The organism is Arcobacter arenosus (assembly GCF_005771535.1).
Classification (GTDB): Bacteria; Campylobacterota; Campylobacteria; order Campylobacterales; family Arcobacteraceae; genus Halarcobacter; species Halarcobacter arenosus.
The window spans coordinates 144,691-163,220 of the sequence record NZ_VANU01000004.1 but is presented as its reverse complement, the minus strand read 5'-3'; the positions used below and the strand labels follow the sequence as shown (position 1 = coordinate 163,220).

The window sequence follows — 18,530 nt, the reverse complement described above, 5'->3', positions numbered from 1 at the left end:
ATATTTTAGTTTTCTTCTGTATATATCTCATCTAATAATGAGTCAACAAAGTTATCAGGGCTAAATTGCATTAAGTCATCAGCAGTTTCACCAGTACCTACAAAAAAGATAGGAAGTTCTAATTGATTTGATATAGAAAAAAGTGCTCCACCTTTTGCCGTTCCATCAAGTTTTGTAACTATTATTCCATCAATTCCTATCATCTCATTAAATGCACGAGCCTGTGCTATAGCTGAGTTTCCTTGAGTACCATCTAAAATCATTAGTTTTTGGTGTGGTGCATTTTCCATAGCTTTACCACAAACTTTAACAATCTTTTTAAGCTCATTACTTAAATTTGTTTGTGTTTGTAATCTTCCTGCTGTATCAATAATTACATTATCAATATTTTTTGCAATAGCTGAAGAGATAGTATCGTATGCAACTGCACTTGCATCATGTCCTTGTTTTGTTTTTACAATTGGAACATTTAATTTGCTTGCCCAAGTATCCAATTGCTCAATAGCTGCAGCTCTAAAAGTGTCACCCGCTCCAAGAAGTACAGATTTACCTTCTTTTTTACTCTTATTTGCAAGTTTTGCAATTGTTGTTGTTTTCCCTGCACCATTAACACCAATGATTAATCTTACAAAAGGTTTAGGTAAATTTGAAAGGTCTATATCAGGAGCATGTTCAAATAACATTACAAGTCTGTGTCTTAACTGTTTTCTTGTAATCATTTCAGGAAGTCCATCCATCGCTTTTTCAATGATTTCATATTCCATATCTGATTCTATTAAAAGCTCTTCAATATCATCGAAGGCAATTTTTTCTTTTTTTTGTGGTACTACAGATTTAATATTTTCAAAGGTTTTTGATAAAGCTCTAGAAAAAAAGCTTTTTGAAGCAACTTCTTCTTGAGTTTCTTCTTGCTTAGTCTCTTCTTCTTGAATCTTTTCTTCAGTTTGAATCTCTTCTTGTTTAAACTCTTGTTCTTCTACTTCTTCTTGAAGTTCTTTTTCAATTATCTCTTCATCTTTTTTATCTTTTTTCTTGAAAAAACTAAACATTTTTATTTCCCTAAAGCTTTTTTAATATCTGTTTCTATCATCTCTTCTGGAACTATACCTACATATTTTTGTACAATAGTTCCCTTTGGATCAAAAAGATACATTGTTGGAATTATTCTAACTCCACCCATTAAATCTGCAATTTTAAAATTGTTTTCAGAGTTTGTTACAATATAATTAATTTTATATTCATTTGCAAAATCAGCTAAAACTGATTTATCAGTTAATTGACCGCTTTTCTCTCCAAGGTTTACAGCAATAATTTCAAAATTATCTTTATATTTATTTTTTAAATTTATTAAATGTGGAATTTCTGCTTTACAAGGTGGACACCAAGTAGCAAAAAAATTAACAAGTATAACTTTTCCTTGAACTTCATCAACATTAAGTGTTTCATTTTTATAAGTCAAATTAATAGGTGTTTCACCTAACGTTTCTAGTTGATATTTTGTTTGTATCTCTTTTTCTTTTGATGTTTCAGTTTCAGCCTTAGGTTTATTCTCTTCTTTAGAGTCGCATCCAATTAGTAGCAGTAGGGCAGAAATTATTAAAAAAAGTAATTTTTTAAACTGCATTTTAATTCCTTGTGGGTAAAATATTTTAAGGTAAGAATTTTACCCAAGTAAGGCTTAAATATGATGAGAGATCACAAGAGTGATTTTAGAAAATCGTGTATTAAAAGATTAGAATTTCAAAGCCGTTTTTTAAAATTCTACAAAGATAAAAAAACAGTAAAAAAGATTAAAAGTTTTATAAATATTTATAAACCTAAAAACATTTTGTTATATATTCCAATGGGTATGGAAGTTGACGTTCTTCCATTAATAAATGATTTAAGGAAAACAAAAACTAATGTTTTTGTTCCTTTTATGGTTGAGGACAGTTTTAAATTAGTAAGATATAGATTACCATTACATAAAAAAAAGTTTGGTATAAAAGAGCCAAACAATTCATTTTGCAAAAGTTCTAAAATTGATCTAGCAATAGTCCCTGTTGTTGGAGTAGATAAAGAGTGTAAAAGAATTGGTTTTGGAAAAGGGATGTATGACAGATTTTTTGATAGGTTAAACTATAAACCTATAATTATTTTTACTCAATTAACGCTTTGTAAATCCGATAAAAAACTATCTAATCAATACGATATTCAAGCCGACTATATAATTACAAGTTAAGGTAAATGCCATGATGACAACAGTGATAGTAGCTTTTGTTGTTGCAATACTAAGTATAGCAATAACAATATACGTATTAAAGAAAATAAATAAAGCAAAATTTGACATCTATATTGAACAAGCAAAAGCAAAGGCAAAAGTGATTGAACATGAGGCTGAAGTTGTTTTAAAAGATGCACAAATTAAAGCTAAAAAAGATTACGATAGAGAATTTAAGGCTGCGAAAAGGGAATATGATGAGATGCTTTCTCAAATAGAGAAGAAAGAGAAAGAGTTAAATCATCATTTAGAATCAGAGCTAAGAATAATCAAAGAACAAAAAGCGGAAATTGTTGAAAAAAATGAAAAAATCACTACTTTAAAAGAGGGTTTAAAAAGACAGCAAAAAACATTTGAAGAAAAGATTGCTAAGGCAATTAAAGTATTAGAAAATGCTTCTGGACTTACTCAAGAAGAGGCAAAAGAGTTAATGCTTGAAAAAGTAAAAGAGGACTCAAGAGCACAGATTGCATCAATTTTTAGGAAAAAATACAAACTTGCAGAACAAAAGTCTAAAGATGAAGTTAATAATATTTTATCTCAAGCTGTTACAAGATATGCAGGTGAGTTTGCTGCTGAAAGACTTATTAATAATCTTCCTTTATCTGATGAGGAAACAAAAGGTAAAATTATTGGTAAAGAGGGAAGAAATATAAAAGCCCTTGAAATGTTATTAGGTGTTGATATAATTATTGATGATACTCCTAATACAATAACAATCTCTTCTTTTAATTTATATAGAAGAGCAATTGCAACAAGAACTATTCAAGAACTACTTGAAGATGGAAGAATTCAACCTGCTAGAATTGAAGAGATTTATAATAAGGTTAAAAATGAGTTTGATAAAAACATCTTAAAAGAGGGTGAAGATGTTATTATGGAACTTGGAATTAAATCTATGCATCCAGAACTAGTTAAATTAATTGGTAGATTAAGATATAGAGCTTCATATGGACAAAATGCTCTTAAACATACACTTGAAGTTGCAAACCTTGCAGGACTTATTGCCGCACAAATGGGTGGTGATACAGTGCTAGCTAGACGTGCTGGTATTTTACATGATATTGGTAAAGCTTTAACTCATGATATGCCAGGTTCACATGTAGATTTAGGTGCAGAAATTTGTAAAAGATATGATGAGCCACCAACTGTTATTAATGCAGTTTATGCTCACCATGGACATGAAGAACCAATCAATGTAGAATCAGCTGCTGTTTGTGCTGCCGATGCACTTAGTGCCGCAAGACCAGGTGCTAGAAGAGAAGTTTTAGAAAGCTTCTTAAAAAGAGTAGAAGAGGTTGAAAATATTTCAACTAGTAAAACTGGTGTAATTAATGCTTATGCAATTAACGCTGGAAGAGAAGTTAGAGTAATAGTAAAAGCTGAATTAGTAAATGATGATGAAGCTGTATTACTTGCAACTGAGATTGCAAAAGAGATTGAAGAAAAAGTTCAATATCCAGGGGAAATTAAAGTTAATGTAATCAGAGAGCTACGAGCTCAATCATACGCAAGATAAGCTTCATCTTTTAACTTTACTTTGCGTTGAACGAAAAAATTTAAGTACTCACTTACTTGATGTAAGCTCCCACTTAAATTTTTTCATTCGCCTTAATTAAAACAAAAATCTAAAGCTTCTCTTGCCTATGAAAAACTTATTTTTTGACACTATTTAAAACTATTTTTCCTATTCTTTTTAACTGTATAAATCCAAAGAAAATTTACAACTACAACACACACAACACTTGAAAATATACCTACAACTATAGCTCCACTCCAAAGGCATAGTGCAATATCACCAAAATTATCATACATAGAATCAAACTCAAATTTTACGGGGTTTTGTGGATTTATTAATAGTTTTCCAATTTGATATTCAAAATAAAATAGTGGGGGCATTGTTATTGGATTACTAATAAATATTAGTGCAAAACTAAGGGGAAGATTAACACTAAATATAATTGCTAAAAGTGTAGATAATACCATTTGCAAAGGCATTGGTAAACAAGCTACAAAAATACCAATAAAAACACCACCTAAAACTTTTTTCCTTGATAAACTCCATAAATCTTTATTATCTAATAGTTTTCCAAATATTTTTAAAAATCTTTGTTCTTTTATTTTTTCATGACTTGGTAAAAATTTTTTCAATCTTTTTTTTGGCAAAAATACCCTTTTATATATAAATCGCGAAATTTTATCTAAAATTGGTATTTTTTTTGATTACATGATTTATAAAAATAAAATTAATAAGTAAAAATTTATTTTGAAGAAACAATACTTACTATTTTAAATGGATTTGTTTTATTCTCTTTTGCAATCTCACTAATAGATTTACCTTCACCAACAATTATATTTTGAGCTTTTAATTTCTCAACGGCCTTATTATAATCACCATTTAATAATTGAAAAGTAATAGCACTAGGTCCATTTAGAACTCTACCCATCATAACACCTTTAGGATTTTCACCTTTTCCTAAACTATTTATAACAAATACTGAACTAACTACAATAGTAGTTGTTATTGCAAATAAAAATACTTTTTTTGAAAAATAGTTTTTCATTGCTTTCCAATTAGCTATTACGTGAAATAAAGCTGCTGCAACAAATACTAAACCTAAAATCTCATGTAACTCTTTTACATATTTGTCATAAAAGTGAAAAAACATCATCACTCCACTTATACCAATTACTAAAAACATTAATGTTGTAAAAGATGTTGCATAGTCTCTAATTTTGAAAATTTTCATAATAATCCTTCTTTTTTAATGATAAAATTGTATATTATTAAAATTACAAAAATTTAACTCAATATTAACTCAATTTTAACAAGACTTACTTCAAATTAAATCCTCAACATATTTTAAATATAATGTCACAAATTTAAATTACAAGAGAATTATGAAAAACAATAAACCAACAACAAAAATAATTGCAGGAAAATATAAAGGTAAGGTTTTAGAACTTCCGTCATTAGATGTTACAAGAAGTTCAAAAGCAAGGTTAAAAGAGTCACTTTTTAATGTTTTACAATTTGACATAATAGATAAGATTTTTATAGAAAGTTTTGCAGGGAGTGGAAGTATTGGACTAGAGGCAATTAGCCGAGGTGCAAAAAAAGCATATTTTGTAGAACTTGATAAAAATTCATATAAAATATTAACAAAAAACTGTAAAGCAGTTGAACCTGAATCATGTCAGACAGCTATGGGAGATACTTTTGTTCAAACACCTTCAATAGTAGATTCCCTTAAAAACAGTGATGAGGAATTGATTGTATATATAGACCCACCATTTGATTATCGAGATGGTATGGAAGATATTTATACTAAGTCATTTGAGATGATTAAAAAATTTAAAAATGAAAATATTTACATGATTATTATTGAACATGTAAGTACTTTAGATATTCCAGAAGAATTAGGTCTTTTTACACTAAATAAAACAAAGAAATTTGGAAAAAGTTCACTTTCATATTTTAGTTTAAGAGAAGAATAAAAATGGTAAAAGCGGCATCATATATCTTAATATCTTTGATTTTATTGGTATTTTTTATGCCGTTTTTTTATACGGTATCACCCTATGAATTAAACCCACAAAGAATACTTGAATCACCTTCTTTAACTCATTTTTTTGGCACTGATAGATTAGGACGTGATGTTCTTGCAAGAGTTTTAAATGGTGGTCAAACTTCACTTATAATAGGTTTTTTAAGTGCATCTATTGCTTCATTAATTGGACTTTTTGTAGGGATAAATGCTGGATTTTTCAAAGGAAATATTGATAAAACAATTACAATATTAATTGACCTTTTTTTAACTTTTCCTACTTTCTTTTTACTTCTTGCCCTTGTTTCATATATACAAGCATCAGCTTTAGTTTTGATAATCGTAATTTCAATAACTGGTTGGATGGGAATGGCAAGACTTATTAGAAGTGAGAGTTTTGCAATAGGAAACAAACCTTTTATAAAAATTTTAAAACTAGCAAATGTTTCAAAAACCAAAATAATCTTTAAATATTTTGCACCACTTTTAGCTCCAATATTTTTGATATCTTTTACCTTTGGAGTGGGAGGTTCAATCTTAGCTGAATCGGGACTTTCTTTTTTAGGTCTTGGAATTAATCCGCCCCAAATGTCTTGGGGAAGTTTATTAAGTGATGGTAAAGCTGTCATTGATATTGCTTGGTGGGTTAGTTTTTTTCCAGGTCTAATGATATTTATAGTAACTTTTTGTTTAATGCAGATTTCTGATTTTTTACAAGAAAAAGCAAATACAAAAGAGATTCAACAAACTTAATAACTACTTTAAACTAAAATGTAATTTATGTGAAACTTTAAAGCAATTTTTTTATATACTTTCAACTTCAAAATTTTATTGAAGGATTTAAATTGAGTAGATTTTTAAAAATCTTTTTATTATTAGCTATTGTTCCTATTATATCGTTAGCTGAAACCAAAGATAGTACATCTGTTTATGGTGCTTTTACTTTACTTCCACCTCTTGTTGCAATTGTATTAGCTTTTGTTACTAGAAATGTAGTGTTTTCGCTATTTATGGGGATTTTTACAGGAACTTTTATTGTAAATATTAGTGGAGAAAATATTTTTTCTTCATTATTTAATATATTTGTAGATATTTCATCAAAAATGGTAGGTTCCCTTGCAGATTCTTGGAATGCAGGTATTGTTTTACAAGTACTTACAATTGGTGGTATGATTGCGGTTATCACTAAAATGGGTGGTCCTAGGGCGATTGCAGAAAAATTAGCAAAAAAGGCAAAAACTCCTGCAAGTGCACAAATCTATACTTGGATTATGGGATTTTTTATATTTTTTGATGATTATGCAAATTCCCTTGTAGTTGGACCAATTATGAGACCTGTTACAGATAAATTAAAGATTGCTAGGGAAAAGTTAGCATTTATTATTGATGCTACTGCTGCTCCTATTGCTGGACTTGCATTAATTTCAACTTGGGTTGGTTATGAATTATCATTGATTAAAGATGCTTATAGTGTAATTGGACAGCCAGAGATAAATGCCTTTGCAATTTTTGTTGAAACATTACCTTATAGATTTTACAACATTTTAATGCTTGCTTTTGTTTTCTTTTCAGCTATTACATTAAGAGAGTTTGGACCAATGCATAAAGCCGCAAGTAGAGCTCATCATAAAGGTGAAGTTACTGACCCTAATTCAGCATTAAATGAATTAATGAATCAAGAAAACTCTTACATGTTACCAAAAGAGGGTATTAAATATTCTGTATTTAATGCAATTATTCCTATTGGAGTTTTAATTGTTGTTGCTTTTGTTGGATTTTACATAAATGGTGTATCTTCTTTAGAAGGTGAAGCATTAAAAGCTGTTCAAGCTAATCCATACTCTTTTGCTTCAATTAGGGATGCTTTTGGTGCTGCTGATGCTTCTATTGTAATTTTTGAAGCGGCATTACTAGCTTCAATTGTTGCTATTGCAATGGGTCTTCAACAAAAACTATTTTCTTTACATGAAGCGATTGAAACATGGGTTTATGGTGTAAAAGCACTTGTTATTACTGCAGTAATTTTAATTTTAGCTTGGTCTTTAAGTGCTGTAATGAAAGAATTGGGAACGGCAGCTTATTTAGTTCAATTATTATCTGAAACTACACCACAATTTATTTTGCCTACAATAATTTTTATTTTAGGTTCAATAATTTCATTTTCAACTGGTACATCATATGGTACTATGGGTATTTTAATGCCCCTTACAATTCCTTTAGCAAATGCAATTGGTATTAATACAGGACTTGAAGGTGTTGATTTACATAATTATATTGTTTTAAATGTTGGGGCAGTTTTAACAGGGGCAATTTTTGGTGACCATTGTTCTCCTATTTCAGATACTTCAATTTTATCATCTATGGCTTCATCTTGCGATCATATGGATCATATCTCTACACAGTTGTATTATGCATTGTTTGTTGGGATTGTTGCTGTAGTTTGTGGATATCTACCTGCTGCATTTGGTGTATCTGTGTATATCCTTTTACCACTTAGTTTAGCGGTGATATTCTTAACAATTAGATTTTATGGGAAACCATATCTAAATAAATAAAAAGAGATTTTTCTCTTTTTATATTTTTTTTAAAATTGAATCTAAAAGGGATGTTGATAAAATTCTTTTTGCAAAACCTAAGATATATGTTGCAGTCGTAACATAATATCTAGGTTTTGGTTTATCTGTATTCATAATTTTTAGAATCTTCTCAGCCACAGCGGATGCAGGAAGATTAAATGGAGTATCATCTTTATCATTATTTAATCTTTCATTTAATTGTGTCTCATACTCTTTTTTAAAAGCACTATTTTTTTGGTCAATATTTTCTTGGAATTTTTTAACTGCATTTTCTCTAAATTTACTTGTAACAGGACCTGTATTTATTGTAGAAATGAAAATTTTTGTCTTATCTAATTCAAGTCTTAAGGTATCGGCTAAGCCTTCAATAGCATATTTTGAGGCATTGTAGGCACCTCTAAATTTTAATGAAATTATCCCTAAAACTGAAGAATGTTGAATAATCTTACCATACCCTTGTTTTCTCATATATGGTAATACTTGACAAGTAACTTCATGCATACCAAATACATTTGTTTCAAATTGTCCCCTTAATACTTCAACTGTAATATCTTCAACGGCACCTGGTTGTCCAAAACCTGCGTTATTAAAAACTGCATCAATTTTTCCATCCTCTTCATAAATAGTTTTTAGGGCATATGAAATTTGTTCTTTGTTTGTTACATCTAATAAAAAAGTTCTAAACCCTAAAGATTCTAAGGTTTTTACATCTTCTTCTTTTCTTGCACTTGCATATACTTTTATACCTTCATTTTTTAGCATTTTTGCAGTTTCTAAGCCTATCCCACTTGAGCATCCAGTTATAAGTATATTTCTCATTGTAAGTTTCCTATTTTAAAGTTAATTATTTTTAAAAATGGTATTATATCAAAAAAATTAGAAGGCATAATGAGAGATAAAATCATAATTTTTAGTGGTGCAGGCTTAAGTGCAAGTAGCGGTATTTCAACATTTAGAGATAGTGATGGACTTTGGGAAAATCATAACATAGATGAAATATGTAGTGCAGGGTGCTTAGATTGGAATTATAATGCAACAATAAACTTTTATAATCAAAGAAGAGTTGATATAAAGGATAAACTTCCAAATAATGCCCATAAAATGATTGCAAGACTTAAAGATAAATACCCTGATAAAATTGAAGTTATCACTCAAAATGTTGATGATTTACTAGAAAAGGCTAACTGTAAAGATGTGATTCATTTACATGGTTTTCTAAAAGAGCTCAGATGTATGGCTTGTGATGAAATCTTTCATATAGGATATGAGATTCAAGACAATTCAAACTCAATTTGTAATAAATGTGCTTCTAAACTTCGACCAAATATAGTCTTTTTTGGTGAAGCGGCTCCTATGTATGAAAAACTATATTCACTTTTAGAAAAATGTGATTTATTAGTTATTATTGGGACTAGTGGAAATGTTATTGATGTTAATTATCTTTCACATTTTGCAAACTATTCAATTTTGAATAATCTTGAACCAAGTTCTATTATATATGAAGAGAATTTTGAAAAAATATATTATGAAGATGCAAACACCGCATACAAAAAAATTGAAGAAGATATTGAAAATTATATTATGAAAAGAGAAAATGACTAAAAAAGATTTAAAGATAAAAGAACTATTAGACAAAGAAGTTCTATGTAGAGACAAGACTAATGAGTTATCTTATGATAGACCTGACCCTTTGTTAGTTGCAAGTAGATTTGATGATGAATACAAAATACTTATATGTGCTCTTTTTGGATATGGCAAAGCTAGTTTAATAGTAAAATTTTTAGATTCTTTAAATTTTGATTTACTTGAACAAAGTGAAGATATTATCAAAAAAGAGTTATCTAATTTTTATTATAGATTTCAAAACAGTAATGATGTAATTAAAATATTTCAAACCTTTAGAAATATGAAACAAGAATATAGTTTAAATGAAATATTTAAAAATACTTATGAAAAAGAGAATGATATTCTTGAATCATTGGATTCAGTAATTAGAAAAATTAATGAAATAGCAAGTTATGAATCTCAAGGATTTAAGTTTTTAGTTTCAAGTCCTTTTAAAAGAGATAAATCTGGAAAAATAAAAGAGATTGGAAATGCTCCTTATAAAAGATGGTTTATGTATCTTAGATGGATGGTTAGAGAAGATAATCTTGATTTAGGTATATGGAAAGGAGTCAATAAAAAAGATTTGATATTACCTTTGGATACTCATACCTTTAATGTTTCAAAAAGAATTGGACTTTTAAACAGAAAAACATATGATTTGAAAAGTGCAATGGAGATTACACAGAAATTAAAACTCTTTGATAATCAAGATCCAATAAAATATGATTTTGCATTGTATAGAATTGGCCAAGAGAAACTTGTTTAATTTTATTTTATAGTTACCTCTACTCTTCTATTTATTTTTTTTGGTACTTCATCTCGTGTTTTGACTAAAGGTGCAGATTCTCCATAATAGTCCACTTCAATTAACTCATTAGGTATTTTATTTTTGATAAGAATCTTTTTAATATAGTTTGCTCTTTTTAGGGATAATCTTTTATTGTATTGGTTATCTCCTGCTCTATCAGTATGACCAATAATATGTATATAGTTTATATTTTCTTTTTTTATATTTTCAATTATTTTCTTAATTTCTTTTTTTGATTTTGGAACAACTTTTGTTGAATCCCATTCAAAATATATTAGATAACTTTTTGGTTTTTTAGGAAGTGCTGCAATTGAGTCTTTAAACTTTTCTTGAACCTCTTCATGTGTTAGAATTGATGAGTCTCCATCAATAGCATTTACTTGCTCAAATGGTTTATCTATAACAAATTTTTTATCTTCATTTTGAATCTCTATTTTCCCTACTTTATCTCCATCTTCTGGAAGTAGTACAACGTTTACTTTTGAACAGGCTGTAAAAAAGAATAATGATAAAACAATAGTAATAAAAATTTTCATAAATACCCTTTTAGTCTACGCTAATTAAAAAATGTGTACCTCTAATACCTATAGAAGCTGTTTTTGCTTTTATTTTCATAGCATCAGGATTTAATTTTGGCATTAATCCTGTTAAACAGGATAGTGTTCCTTTTGTAATTCTTGATATAAAAGCTTCCTGTTTTTCTTCTGGATTAAATGTATATTCTTCAATAATAAATTCAGTATTTTTCCCAAGAGAGATTAGAGTATTATCTTTAAATATAATCCCAACAGAGCTGTTGTTTTTTGTAATAATTATATCTTTTGGATATATTTTAACGCCAGTTTTTACTATAATAATTTTGTTATCTCTTTTTATAATCGCCTCACCTGTCAGTTTTTTTATAAAACCTGAATTTTCAATAGCTAATGAGATAGAAAAAAAACCAACAACCAATAACATTAATAAGGCTTTCATATGGACTCCTTAAATTATAGTACCATCCTCCAGTATAATCTTATCTCTACCTGTTTCTTTTGCTTCATACAATAACATATCAGCTTTTTGAATAGTACTGTCATAGCTATTATGATTATTTCTAATTGCAACACCAGCAGAAAAAGTTAAATGTATTTTTTGATTTTTATATATAAAATCATTGTCTTTTATGATTGATTTGATTCTTTTTAGATACTTTAAAAGTTCTCTTTTTAGATTAAAATGGATAATAGCAACAAACTCTTCTCCACCATATCTTCCTACAATATCAAGTTCTCTAGTGTTTTTACTCAAAACTTTTGCAAAGGTAGATAAAATTATATCTCCAGCATCATGTCCATATGTGTCATTAACTTTTTTAAAGTGATCTAAATCAAAGAAAACAATAGCATATTGGGTATTGTTTCTCATAAATGTATTTTCTATCTTTTTAACAGAATTTTCGTAGGCACCTCTACTTAAAACTCCTGTCAAATGGTCTATTAAACTCTCTTTTTTTGTTTTTTCTAATTCTTGTTCTAGTTTTTTTACTTTTTGTTCTAAAGTTTCAACTTTTGATTTACCTGAGTTTAATTTTTCTCCAACATTTGACATCTCATTTTCAATAGATTTAGCTGCATCAATTAATTGATTTTGTAAATCACTAAGACTTTTCATCCCATCTTTCATATCAATTGATTCAATTTTTGATTTGATATTTGATACTTCATTTGAGCCTTTATCACTACTATGAATAGCATCACTAAAATATTGTCCCATCAAAGTTAAAAGTTTTGCAATTTCTGAGGTTTTTTGTTTAACAATATTTTTATCAGCTTCAAATCTCTTTGTAATAAAGTCTTGCATCTCTTTTTGAATATCATCTTCAAATATAAGTGCAGGTGAATCACCAATTTTTATAGTGAATCTTTCTAAATCTTTGTCTACATCAATACTAATTGAGGGCTTTAAAGAGTTGTTAAAAAGAAGTGCAAGGTTGTTAATATTTTCTTTAGAGACTCTATTTAATAATATTGGAATCATATCTTCAATAGTAGTAATATTTTTTGATTCTATCTCTAATTGTTCATTTTTGCTTAATTTTTTAACAAGTTTTTTAAATTGTTCACACTCTTCAACCGTAAAATTATATACATGAGAGATTTTACAAAACTCTTTATGATATTCATTTGGTGTTGCTGGAATATTCTTTTTATGAAGACTTATTATAGTCTCTTTTACAATCTCATTTACTTTATTAGTATCCATGTTTGAATTATTAACCTAAAAGTTTTTTTGTCATCTCATTTATTCTTTTACCATCGGCAACACCTGCAAATTTTTTGCTTGCTTGTCCCATGATTTTACCCATATCTTTCATTGATGTTGCACCAAGTTCTGCAATAAGTTCTTTCATCCCTGTTTCAAGTTCTTCATCAGTTAACTGTTTTGGCATATATTCTTTGAAAACATCAATTTGTTCTTGTTCTTTTTGAACTAAATCATCTCTAGATGCATCTTTATATTGAACTACAGCTTCTTCTCTTTGTTTTATTCCCTTTTGTATAAGTTTTAAAACTTCTGAATCATCTAGTTCTCTTCTTTCATCAACTTCAATTTGTTTTATCATTGTATTAATCGCTCTAATTGAGTCTCTTTTTACAATGTTTTTCTCTCTCATTGCTGTTTTTAAATCATCTTTTAATATTTGTTTTAAACTCATTTATAACCTTTTTAAATTATTTTAAATTATATCTTATTTGGAATTAAAGCTTTCAACTAGTTCTTCTAATTCTAAAAATCTTTCAACCTTTATTTCATAAATAGCTTCAGTCTCTTCAAGTTCTTTAGAAACTGCTACTATTCCTCTTTGTTCATAACATTCAGGATTCGAAAGACATTGATTTATCTCTTCAATTTTTTCTTCAAGTTCTTCAATCTCTTTAGGTAAACTATCATATTCCCTTTGGTCTTTATATGAAAGTTTGTTTTGTTTTTTAGGAGTATTTATTTGCTTAGTATTATTTTCACTTTTTAATGATTCTTTTTCTAAATCATCTAAATCTCTTAACTCTTTTTCAATCTCTAAGTATTCTGTATAAGCTTGGAAACTCTCTTCAACAATACCATTCCCTTTGAAAACAAAAAGTTTTTTTGCAATTTTATCTACAAAATATCTATCGTGAGATACAAATATTAAAGCCCCTTGGAAGTTTTGCAAGTATTCTTCCAAGATATTAATTGTCGGAATATCCAAATCATTTGTAGGCTCATCTAGAATTAAGCAATCAACTTTTTTAGTAAAAAGTAGGGCAAGGGCAACTCTATTTTTCTCTCCACCACTTAATACACCAATTTTTTTGTCAAGGTATTCTCTAGGGAATAAAAAGTTTTTCAAGTATCCGTAAACATGCATATTTCGGCCATCATCTAAAATAACTCTATCTCCACCATTTGGACAGAAAGTTTCCATTAGATTTTTGTCATCATTTAACATTTCTCTTTGTTGGTCAAAGTAACCAATGTTAAAATCACCTTTTTTAAATCTTCCGGAATCAACTTTTAGTTTTTCCATAAAGATTTTAAGTAGAGTTGATTTTCCACTTCCATTTGGACCTACTATTGCTATTGTGTCTTTTTGTAAGATTCTTGTTGTGAAGTCGTTTATTAATTCTTTATCACCTAAAGACTTTTTGATATTGTCTAATTCATAAAGCATTTTTCTTTTATTTTGTTGTTTCTCTTCACTATTAAATGCTTTTTGTTCCCTTTGAAGTTCTAAAGACATTTTTCTAATAGCTGCTGGATTTGATTTGGCCTTTTTCTTTAAATCAAAATATTCTGCTTTTCTTCTTTCGTTTCTTTTTCTTCTAGCTGTAACACCACGTTGCATCCAGTGAGCTTCTCTTTTCACAAGTCTTAAAAGATTTTCATGGTCTTTTTGCATATTTTCAAGCATTTGTGCTTTTTGCTCTAAATAAGAAGAATAACCACCATTAAACTTTTTAAGATTTCCCCCTTCAACTTCTACAATTGAAGTAGCAATATTATCAATGAAATATCTATCGTGAGAGATAAAAAGTAAAGTAAAGTTGTTTTTTAGAAGTAAACTTTCTAAAAACTCAACCATATAAACATCAAGGTGGTTTGTAGGCTCATCAAGAAGTAAAACATCAGGTTTTTTTAATAATAATCCAGCAAGACTAACTCTTCTTTGTTCTCCCCCACTTAAAAGATTTACATCTTTATCTTCATACTCTTTTAGTTTAAACTCTTTTAAAACTCGTTCAATAGTGTTATCTAAATCCCAGGCATTGTGAAAATCAATAAATGTTGCAAGTTCACTTTGTCTTCTTAATAATTCTTGATTTTCATAATCTGTAGCAACTTTTACTGTAATCTCTTCATACTCTTTTTTTGCTGCTTTTAATTCTGTAAGTTGTGCTTCAATTGCATCTCTAACTTTTAGGTTTGCTTCGAATTTTGGTTGTTGGTCAAGCATTTCAATTTTCAAAGATTTATCAATTGAGATTTCACCGTAGTCTGGTTCTGTTTGTCCCATAATTATCTTAAAGAGTGTAGATTTACCTTGACCATTTTGTCCTATAACTGCAATTCTTTGACCTTGCGTTAGAGTAAAATTTGCATCTTTTAAAATGACTTTTATATCATATTGTTTTGAAATGTTTTGTAAGTCTATTAGTGCCATTTTATTTAATTAATCCCTTAGATAATATTTTTTGAGTAGTTTGTATTAGACTATTAAATAAGTATAAGAAAAATTTGTCTATACAATAATAAAGTACTTTTATTTAAGTACAAATTGTATCTAATTTATGTTATAAATTAATTGAATAAGATAATAAATTTTATTTACTGTTTTTCGGCGTCGAAGTTACCTTTGATTTGGATATTATCAGATGAACTCATATTAACTTCACCTTTAATTAAGTCTGCTTCACTTCCATAGATTTTACCAGAGCCTCCACTTCCTTTTGTAGTTCCTGTTGGTGATAAATCAAAAGTTGATTTTGAAGTATTAATGTCACCATCAAAGGTTAATGTTCTAGAAGTACTGTCTCCTACATCATTAATTTTAATTTCACCATTTGATATTTGATTATTAGTTTTTCCAAAATCAATATCCATCTGAATAGTTGTATCATCAGGAATTTCAACTTTTTTATTATTAACATTTTTTAGATATTGCTGTCCGTTATTAAAACCATAATTATTAAAATCCCCTTTGTATGTTGCAGTTGAATTATTGTTTTCAAAATATGATTCGGGAGTTAGTTCAGATAAGTCATCATCTATAGTATTCTCAATGGCTGATTCTGCTGATTCTGCTGATTCTGTTGATTTTGTTGATTTTGTTGATTTTGTTGATTTTGTTGATTCTGCTTTTTCTGCTTTTTCTGCTTTTTCTGCTTTTTCTGCTTTTTCAGGCCTATCTTCTTTTATTGTAATATTATCTACAGCCAGATTACTTTTAATTGATATACTTTTATTTATATTTTTAATATCACTTGGTTTTATAGTTTTTACTTCAAGTTTATTTGTATTTTGGTTAACTGAAATAAATTCTCCAGCATTTATAGATGTACTTAAGTTTGAATTGTTTTTTTGAACAAATATTCTACCTTCTGTACAAAAAATCTTTTCTTGATTATCCTCTATACTTATTACTATTTGTGTACCTCTAATTCCAATAGAAGCAGTTTTTGTTTTCAGAAGAAAATTTTCAGGAGCTTTTTTCCCAATCTTTCCAGTGATTGTTTTAAATGTCCCTTTAAACATATTAAATTTTGCTTCAAATTTATTGTTTTCTTCATCATATAGATAATTATATATTTGAAATGTTGAGTTGTTCCCAATAGAGATAATTGTATTATCTTTAAATAATAATTGTACTTTTGTATTGTTTGATGTCTTTATTTCATCATGTTTTAAAAGTATAGATTCTTTTGTAAGATCAATTGTTTTTCCCTCTCGAGTTATTGTAGCATCACCTACAAGAGCAACAACTTTTGCAACATTTGCAAATACAGATGTTGAAAAGAGCAATAGGGTTAAAAAAATTATTTTAATAGAAAAAGTATTCATTTTGAACTCCTCAAATAAATTATTTTACCACTGTATAGCTTTAAGATAATTTAACTTAATTGCCTTTTCATCATAAACATAGGCATCTTGGTTTGAGTTATTTTTTAAATATGAAGTACTTATATTTATAAAATTATCTTTATTTAATGCATGACTTAAAGATAACTCAACTAAGTGTTGTTTATCTTCTCTTTTAGATTCAAAGAAATTATTTTCATATTTATACTTACTATAATTGAGTTGATATTTTAGATTAATTTTATTATTTTTATTAATATTATAAAAAAGATTTAAACCATTTCCAATTGTATATTTATCTATATCAGTTCTTATATTTTTATCTCTTATATTTTTATATAGATTTGTATAATAATTCATATTTTTAAATAAATTAATTTTTCCAAATAATTGAATTTTATGAAAGTCTTTTTCTTTGTTTACATCACTAATATATTGCACTTTTTGGTATTTTAAATTTATAAAGAAGTCTTTATTTGTAATTTGAGGGCTAATAAAATAAGAATTAAAATCTTCCCCTGATTTAATTATCCTTTCTATACCAAAACCTAATGCATATAGATAATCTTTGTCTAAATAAGATAAAGTGGGTTTATAAGATAGTAAAGTTATATTTTCATCTGTTTCATTAAAGTAGTTTTTGTTATAAACTAAAAATGAGTTTTTTAATCTAAAGGTATCATCTTTAAAATAATTATAAAAGTTTAAATCTAACATTTCACTATGTGCACTATCTGAAATTGGATCCTCACCTTTAACTAATATATCATTTAGTCCAGGTAGTCTATATTCAGGAGATAAAAGACCATTATTTATATTTGTACTTCTACTTAAACCTACTATAATATTTGCACTACCTCTCATTTTATTATTTAAAATTTTTAAGTACTCTGTTATTTGGGTTTTAATCTCGGGGTTTATATTAGAAGAAAGAAGTTTATTAAATTCAATTTTAGCTTCTTTTTTTTGTTTTAATTTATATAATATTCTAGCATAGTCATATCTTGCTTGATTGAAATCAGGGTTTATTATTAAAACCCTTTCGTATGCAGCCATAGCTTCATTATACTTTTTTATTTTGAAAGCACTTTTTGCTAAAAAATAGTTTACATTTAGATTGTAATTATTTTCCAAAAAAAGCTTATTAAAAAGTTCATAAGATTTTACAAATTGCTCTGTATTGTACATAGTTACTGCTGTAATATATTTATTAGATTGTTCAAGATTTTGCTTATATGGTTCTTCATTTTTTATTTTTTCATTTTTTACTTGAATTACATTATAGTTAGGTTTTTTATCAAAAACTTTTATATAGCTGTTTTGATAATTATTTGTTAAATAAAGAAGTTTTTGAATTCTTTTTGCTTTTTCTAAAGTTTCTATATCTCTTATTAATAGGGTATAACTTTTATCGTCTCTTTGATGAATTATTGTTTCAAAAGAATCAGGAATATGAAATTTAATATTCTCATAATGTTCTTTTGCTGATTGTAAAGAATTTGTTGAAGTAAGATACAGGGTATAATTTTCTGCATAAACTAAAGTTGTTAATAAAAAAAATAATAAAAGTTTTTCTTTCATGCATCGATCTCGTTTTGATTAATTAAAAATTATTATATCAAAAAAAAATA

Annotated in this window: 19 protein-coding genes; 7 read left to right on the top strand and 12 right to left on the bottom strand. The window is 27.6% G+C overall.

All coding sequences use genetic code 11. The features are described from left to right. Positions 1–5: 5 nt before the first annotated feature. A complete protein-coding gene (ftsY, locus tag FDK22_RS09955) occupies positions 6–1,049 on the bottom strand; it encodes a signal recognition particle-docking protein FtsY (protein ID WP_138152794.1) in 1,044 nt (347 codons plus the stop codon). A 2-nt stretch (positions 1,050–1,051) separates the two neighbouring features. Next, complete coding sequence (locus FDK22_RS09950; RefSeq protein ID WP_138152792.1) at positions 1,052–1,624, bottom strand: TlpA family protein disulfide reductase; 573 nt, start codon at positions 1,622–1,624, stop codon at positions 1,052–1,054. 60 nt (positions 1,625–1,684) lie between these two features. On the opposite strand from FDK22_RS09950, the gene FDK22_RS09945 reads away from it, so the two are divergent. Then, the gene (locus FDK22_RS09945) at positions 1,685–2,221 is read left to right on the top strand and encodes a 5-formyltetrahydrofolate cyclo-ligase (RefSeq protein ID WP_138152790.1); all 537 of its coding nucleotides are present in this window, start codon (positions 1,685–1,687) and stop codon (positions 2,219–2,221) included. A 13-nt stretch (positions 2,222–2,234) separates the two neighbouring features. Continuing rightward, positions 2,235–3,779, top strand: a complete 1,545-nt coding sequence (rny, locus tag FDK22_RS09940) for a ribonuclease Y (RefSeq protein WP_138153045.1) — start codon at positions 2,235–2,237, stop codon at positions 3,777–3,779. 149 nt (positions 3,780–3,928) lie between these two features. On the opposite strand, the gene FDK22_RS09935 is transcribed toward rny, so the two are convergent. After that, on the bottom strand, positions 3,929–4,426 hold the full coding sequence (locus FDK22_RS09935; protein ID WP_171012965.1) for a DUF2062 domain-containing protein: 498 nt from the start codon (positions 4,424–4,426) through the stop codon (positions 3,929–3,931). A gap of 95 nt (positions 4,427–4,521) precedes the next feature. Next, positions 4,522–5,010: a DUF4405 domain-containing protein gene (locus FDK22_RS09930; RefSeq protein WP_138152786.1), complete on the bottom strand. Its 489-nt coding sequence runs from the start codon at positions 5,008–5,010 to the stop codon at positions 4,522–4,524. 151 nt (positions 5,011–5,161) lie between these two features. Between FDK22_RS09930 and rsmD the strand changes: the two genes are divergently transcribed. The 3 genes from rsmD to FDK22_RS09915 all read left to right on the top strand — a co-directional run bounded on the left by rsmD (position 5,162) and on the right by FDK22_RS09915 (position 8,363). After that, complete coding sequence (gene rsmD / locus FDK22_RS09925) at positions 5,162–5,758, top strand: 16S rRNA (guanine(966)-N(2))-methyltransferase RsmD (protein ID WP_138152784.1); 597 nt, start codon at positions 5,162–5,164, stop codon at positions 5,756–5,758. Positions 5,759–5,760: 2 nt separating this feature from the next. Then, positions 5,761–6,561, top strand: a complete 801-nt coding sequence (locus tag FDK22_RS09920) for an ABC transporter permease (protein WP_138152782.1) — start codon at positions 5,761–5,763, stop codon at positions 6,559–6,561. A 92-nt stretch (positions 6,562–6,653) separates the two neighbouring features. Then, entirely contained in the window at positions 6,654–8,363 is a 1,710-nt protein-coding gene (locus FDK22_RS09915) for a Na+/H+ antiporter NhaC family protein (protein WP_420836716.1), read from the top strand. A gap of 18 nt (positions 8,364–8,381) precedes the next feature. On the opposite strand, the gene FDK22_RS09910 is transcribed toward FDK22_RS09915, so the two are convergent. Then, the gene (locus FDK22_RS09910) at positions 8,382–9,203 is read right to left on the bottom strand and encodes an SDR family NAD(P)-dependent oxidoreductase (protein WP_138152780.1); all 822 of its coding nucleotides are present in this window, start codon (positions 9,201–9,203) and stop codon (positions 8,382–8,384) included. Between the two features lie 69 nt (positions 9,204–9,272). Here FDK22_RS09910 and FDK22_RS09905 point away from each other — a divergent pair, with 69 nt between their 5' ends. Together FDK22_RS09905 and FDK22_RS09900 are read left to right on the top strand one after the other, a co-directional pair. Next, positions 9,273–9,986, top strand: coding sequence for an SIR2 family NAD-dependent protein deacylase (locus tag FDK22_RS09905; protein WP_138152778.1), 714 nt, complete (start codon positions 9,273–9,275; stop codon positions 9,984–9,986). Beyond that, the gene (locus tag FDK22_RS09900; RefSeq protein ID WP_138152776.1) at positions 9,979–10,758 is read left to right on the top strand and encodes a TIGR02757 family protein; all 780 of its coding nucleotides are present in this window, start codon (positions 9,979–9,981) and stop codon (positions 10,756–10,758) included. The genes FDK22_RS09905 and FDK22_RS09900 overlap by 8 nt, the downstream gene beginning before the upstream one ends. Before the next feature lie 2 nt (positions 10,759–10,760). Here FDK22_RS09900 and FDK22_RS09895 read toward each other — a convergent pair whose 3' ends face one another. From FDK22_RS09895 to FDK22_RS09865, 7 genes are all read right to left on the bottom strand, one after another. Continuing rightward, positions 10,761–11,336 (bottom strand): OmpA family protein, encoded by a 576-nt coding sequence (locus tag FDK22_RS09895; RefSeq protein ID WP_138152774.1) that lies wholly within the window; start codon positions 11,334–11,336, stop codon positions 10,761–10,763. 10 nt (positions 11,337–11,346) lie between these two features. Next, the gene (locus FDK22_RS09890; RefSeq protein WP_138152772.1) at positions 11,347–11,775 is read right to left on the bottom strand and encodes a FecR family protein; all 429 of its coding nucleotides are present in this window, start codon (positions 11,773–11,775) and stop codon (positions 11,347–11,349) included. A 9-nt stretch (positions 11,776–11,784) separates the two neighbouring features. Then, positions 11,785–13,044 carry a GGDEF domain-containing protein gene (locus FDK22_RS09885; protein ID WP_138152771.1) on the bottom strand — a complete coding sequence of 420 codons (1,260 nt, stop codon included), beginning with the start codon at positions 13,042–13,044 and terminating at the stop codon, positions 11,785–11,787. A gap of 10 nt (positions 13,045–13,054) precedes the next feature. Then, complete coding sequence (locus tag FDK22_RS09880; RefSeq protein ID WP_138152769.1) at positions 13,055–13,498, bottom strand: GatB/YqeY domain-containing protein; 444 nt, start codon at positions 13,496–13,498, stop codon at positions 13,055–13,057. Between the two features lie 33 nt (positions 13,499–13,531). Next, on the bottom strand, positions 13,532–15,484 hold the full coding sequence (abc-f, locus tag FDK22_RS09875; protein ID WP_138152768.1) for a ribosomal protection-like ABC-F family protein: 1,953 nt from the start codon (positions 15,482–15,484) through the stop codon (positions 13,532–13,534). A gap of 164 nt (positions 15,485–15,648) precedes the next feature. Then, positions 15,649–16,881: a FecR family protein gene (locus FDK22_RS09870; protein ID WP_138152766.1), complete on the bottom strand. Its 1,233-nt coding sequence runs from the start codon at positions 16,879–16,881 to the stop codon at positions 15,649–15,651. Between the two features lie 24 nt (positions 16,882–16,905). Continuing rightward, positions 16,906–18,480 carry a tetratricopeptide repeat protein gene (locus FDK22_RS09865; protein WP_138152765.1) on the bottom strand — a complete coding sequence of 525 codons (1,575 nt, stop codon included), beginning with the start codon at positions 18,478–18,480 and terminating at the stop codon, positions 16,906–16,908. Positions 18,481–18,530 lie beyond the last annotated feature (50 nt).

Excerpts from the sequence above, each read along its gene's own strand:
- ftsY (WP_138152794.1), bottom strand. The coding sequence starts at position 1,049 with ATGTTTAGTTTTTTCAAGAAAAAAGATAAAAAAGATGAAGAGATAATT.
- FDK22_RS09950 (WP_138152792.1), bottom strand. The coding sequence starts at position 1,624 with ATGCAGTTTAAAAAATTACTTTTTTTAATAATTTCTGCCCTACTGCTA.
- FDK22_RS09945 (WP_138152790.1), top strand. The coding sequence starts at position 1,685 with ATGATGAGAGATCACAAGAGTGATTTTAGAAAATCGTGTATTAAAAGA.
- rny (WP_138153045.1), top strand. The coding sequence starts at position 2,235 with ATGACAACAGTGATAGTAGCTTTTGTTGTTGCAATACTAAGTATAGCA.
- FDK22_RS09930 (WP_138152786.1), bottom strand. The coding sequence starts at position 5,010 with ATGAAAATTTTCAAAATTAGAGACTATGCAACATCTTTTACAACATTA.
- rsmD (WP_138152784.1), top strand. The coding sequence starts at position 5,162 with ATGAAAAACAATAAACCAACAACAAAAATAATTGCAGGAAAATATAAA.
- FDK22_RS09920 (WP_138152782.1), top strand. The coding sequence starts at position 5,761 with ATGGTAAAAGCGGCATCATATATCTTAATATCTTTGATTTTATTGGTA.
- FDK22_RS09910 (WP_138152780.1), bottom strand. The coding sequence starts at position 9,203 with ATGAGAAATATACTTATAACTGGATGCTCAAGTGGGATAGGCTTAGAA.
- FDK22_RS09905 (WP_138152778.1), top strand. The coding sequence starts at position 9,273 with ATGAGAGATAAAATCATAATTTTTAGTGGTGCAGGCTTAAGTGCAAGT.
- FDK22_RS09900 (WP_138152776.1), top strand. The coding sequence starts at position 9,979 with ATGACTAAAAAAGATTTAAAGATAAAAGAACTATTAGACAAAGAAGTT.
- FDK22_RS09895 (WP_138152774.1), bottom strand. The coding sequence starts at position 11,336 with ATGAAAATTTTTATTACTATTGTTTTATCATTATTCTTTTTTACAGCC.
- FDK22_RS09890 (WP_138152772.1), bottom strand. The coding sequence starts at position 11,775 with ATGAAAGCCTTATTAATGTTATTGGTTGTTGGTTTTTTTTCTATCTCA.
- FDK22_RS09885 (WP_138152771.1), bottom strand. The coding sequence starts at position 13,044 with ATGGATACTAATAAAGTAAATGAGATTGTAAAAGAGACTATAATAAGT.
- FDK22_RS09880 (WP_138152769.1), bottom strand. The coding sequence starts at position 13,498 with ATGAGTTTAAAACAAATATTAAAAGATGATTTAAAAACAGCAATGAGA.
- abc-f (WP_138152768.1), bottom strand. The coding sequence starts at position 15,484 with ATGGCACTAATAGACTTACAAAACATTTCAAAACAATATGATATAAAA.
- FDK22_RS09870 (WP_138152766.1), bottom strand. The coding sequence starts at position 16,881 with ATGAATACTTTTTCTATTAAAATAATTTTTTTAACCCTATTGCTCTTT.
- FDK22_RS09865 (WP_138152765.1), bottom strand. The coding sequence starts at position 18,480 with ATGAAAGAAAAACTTTTATTATTTTTTTTATTAACAACTTTAGTTTAT.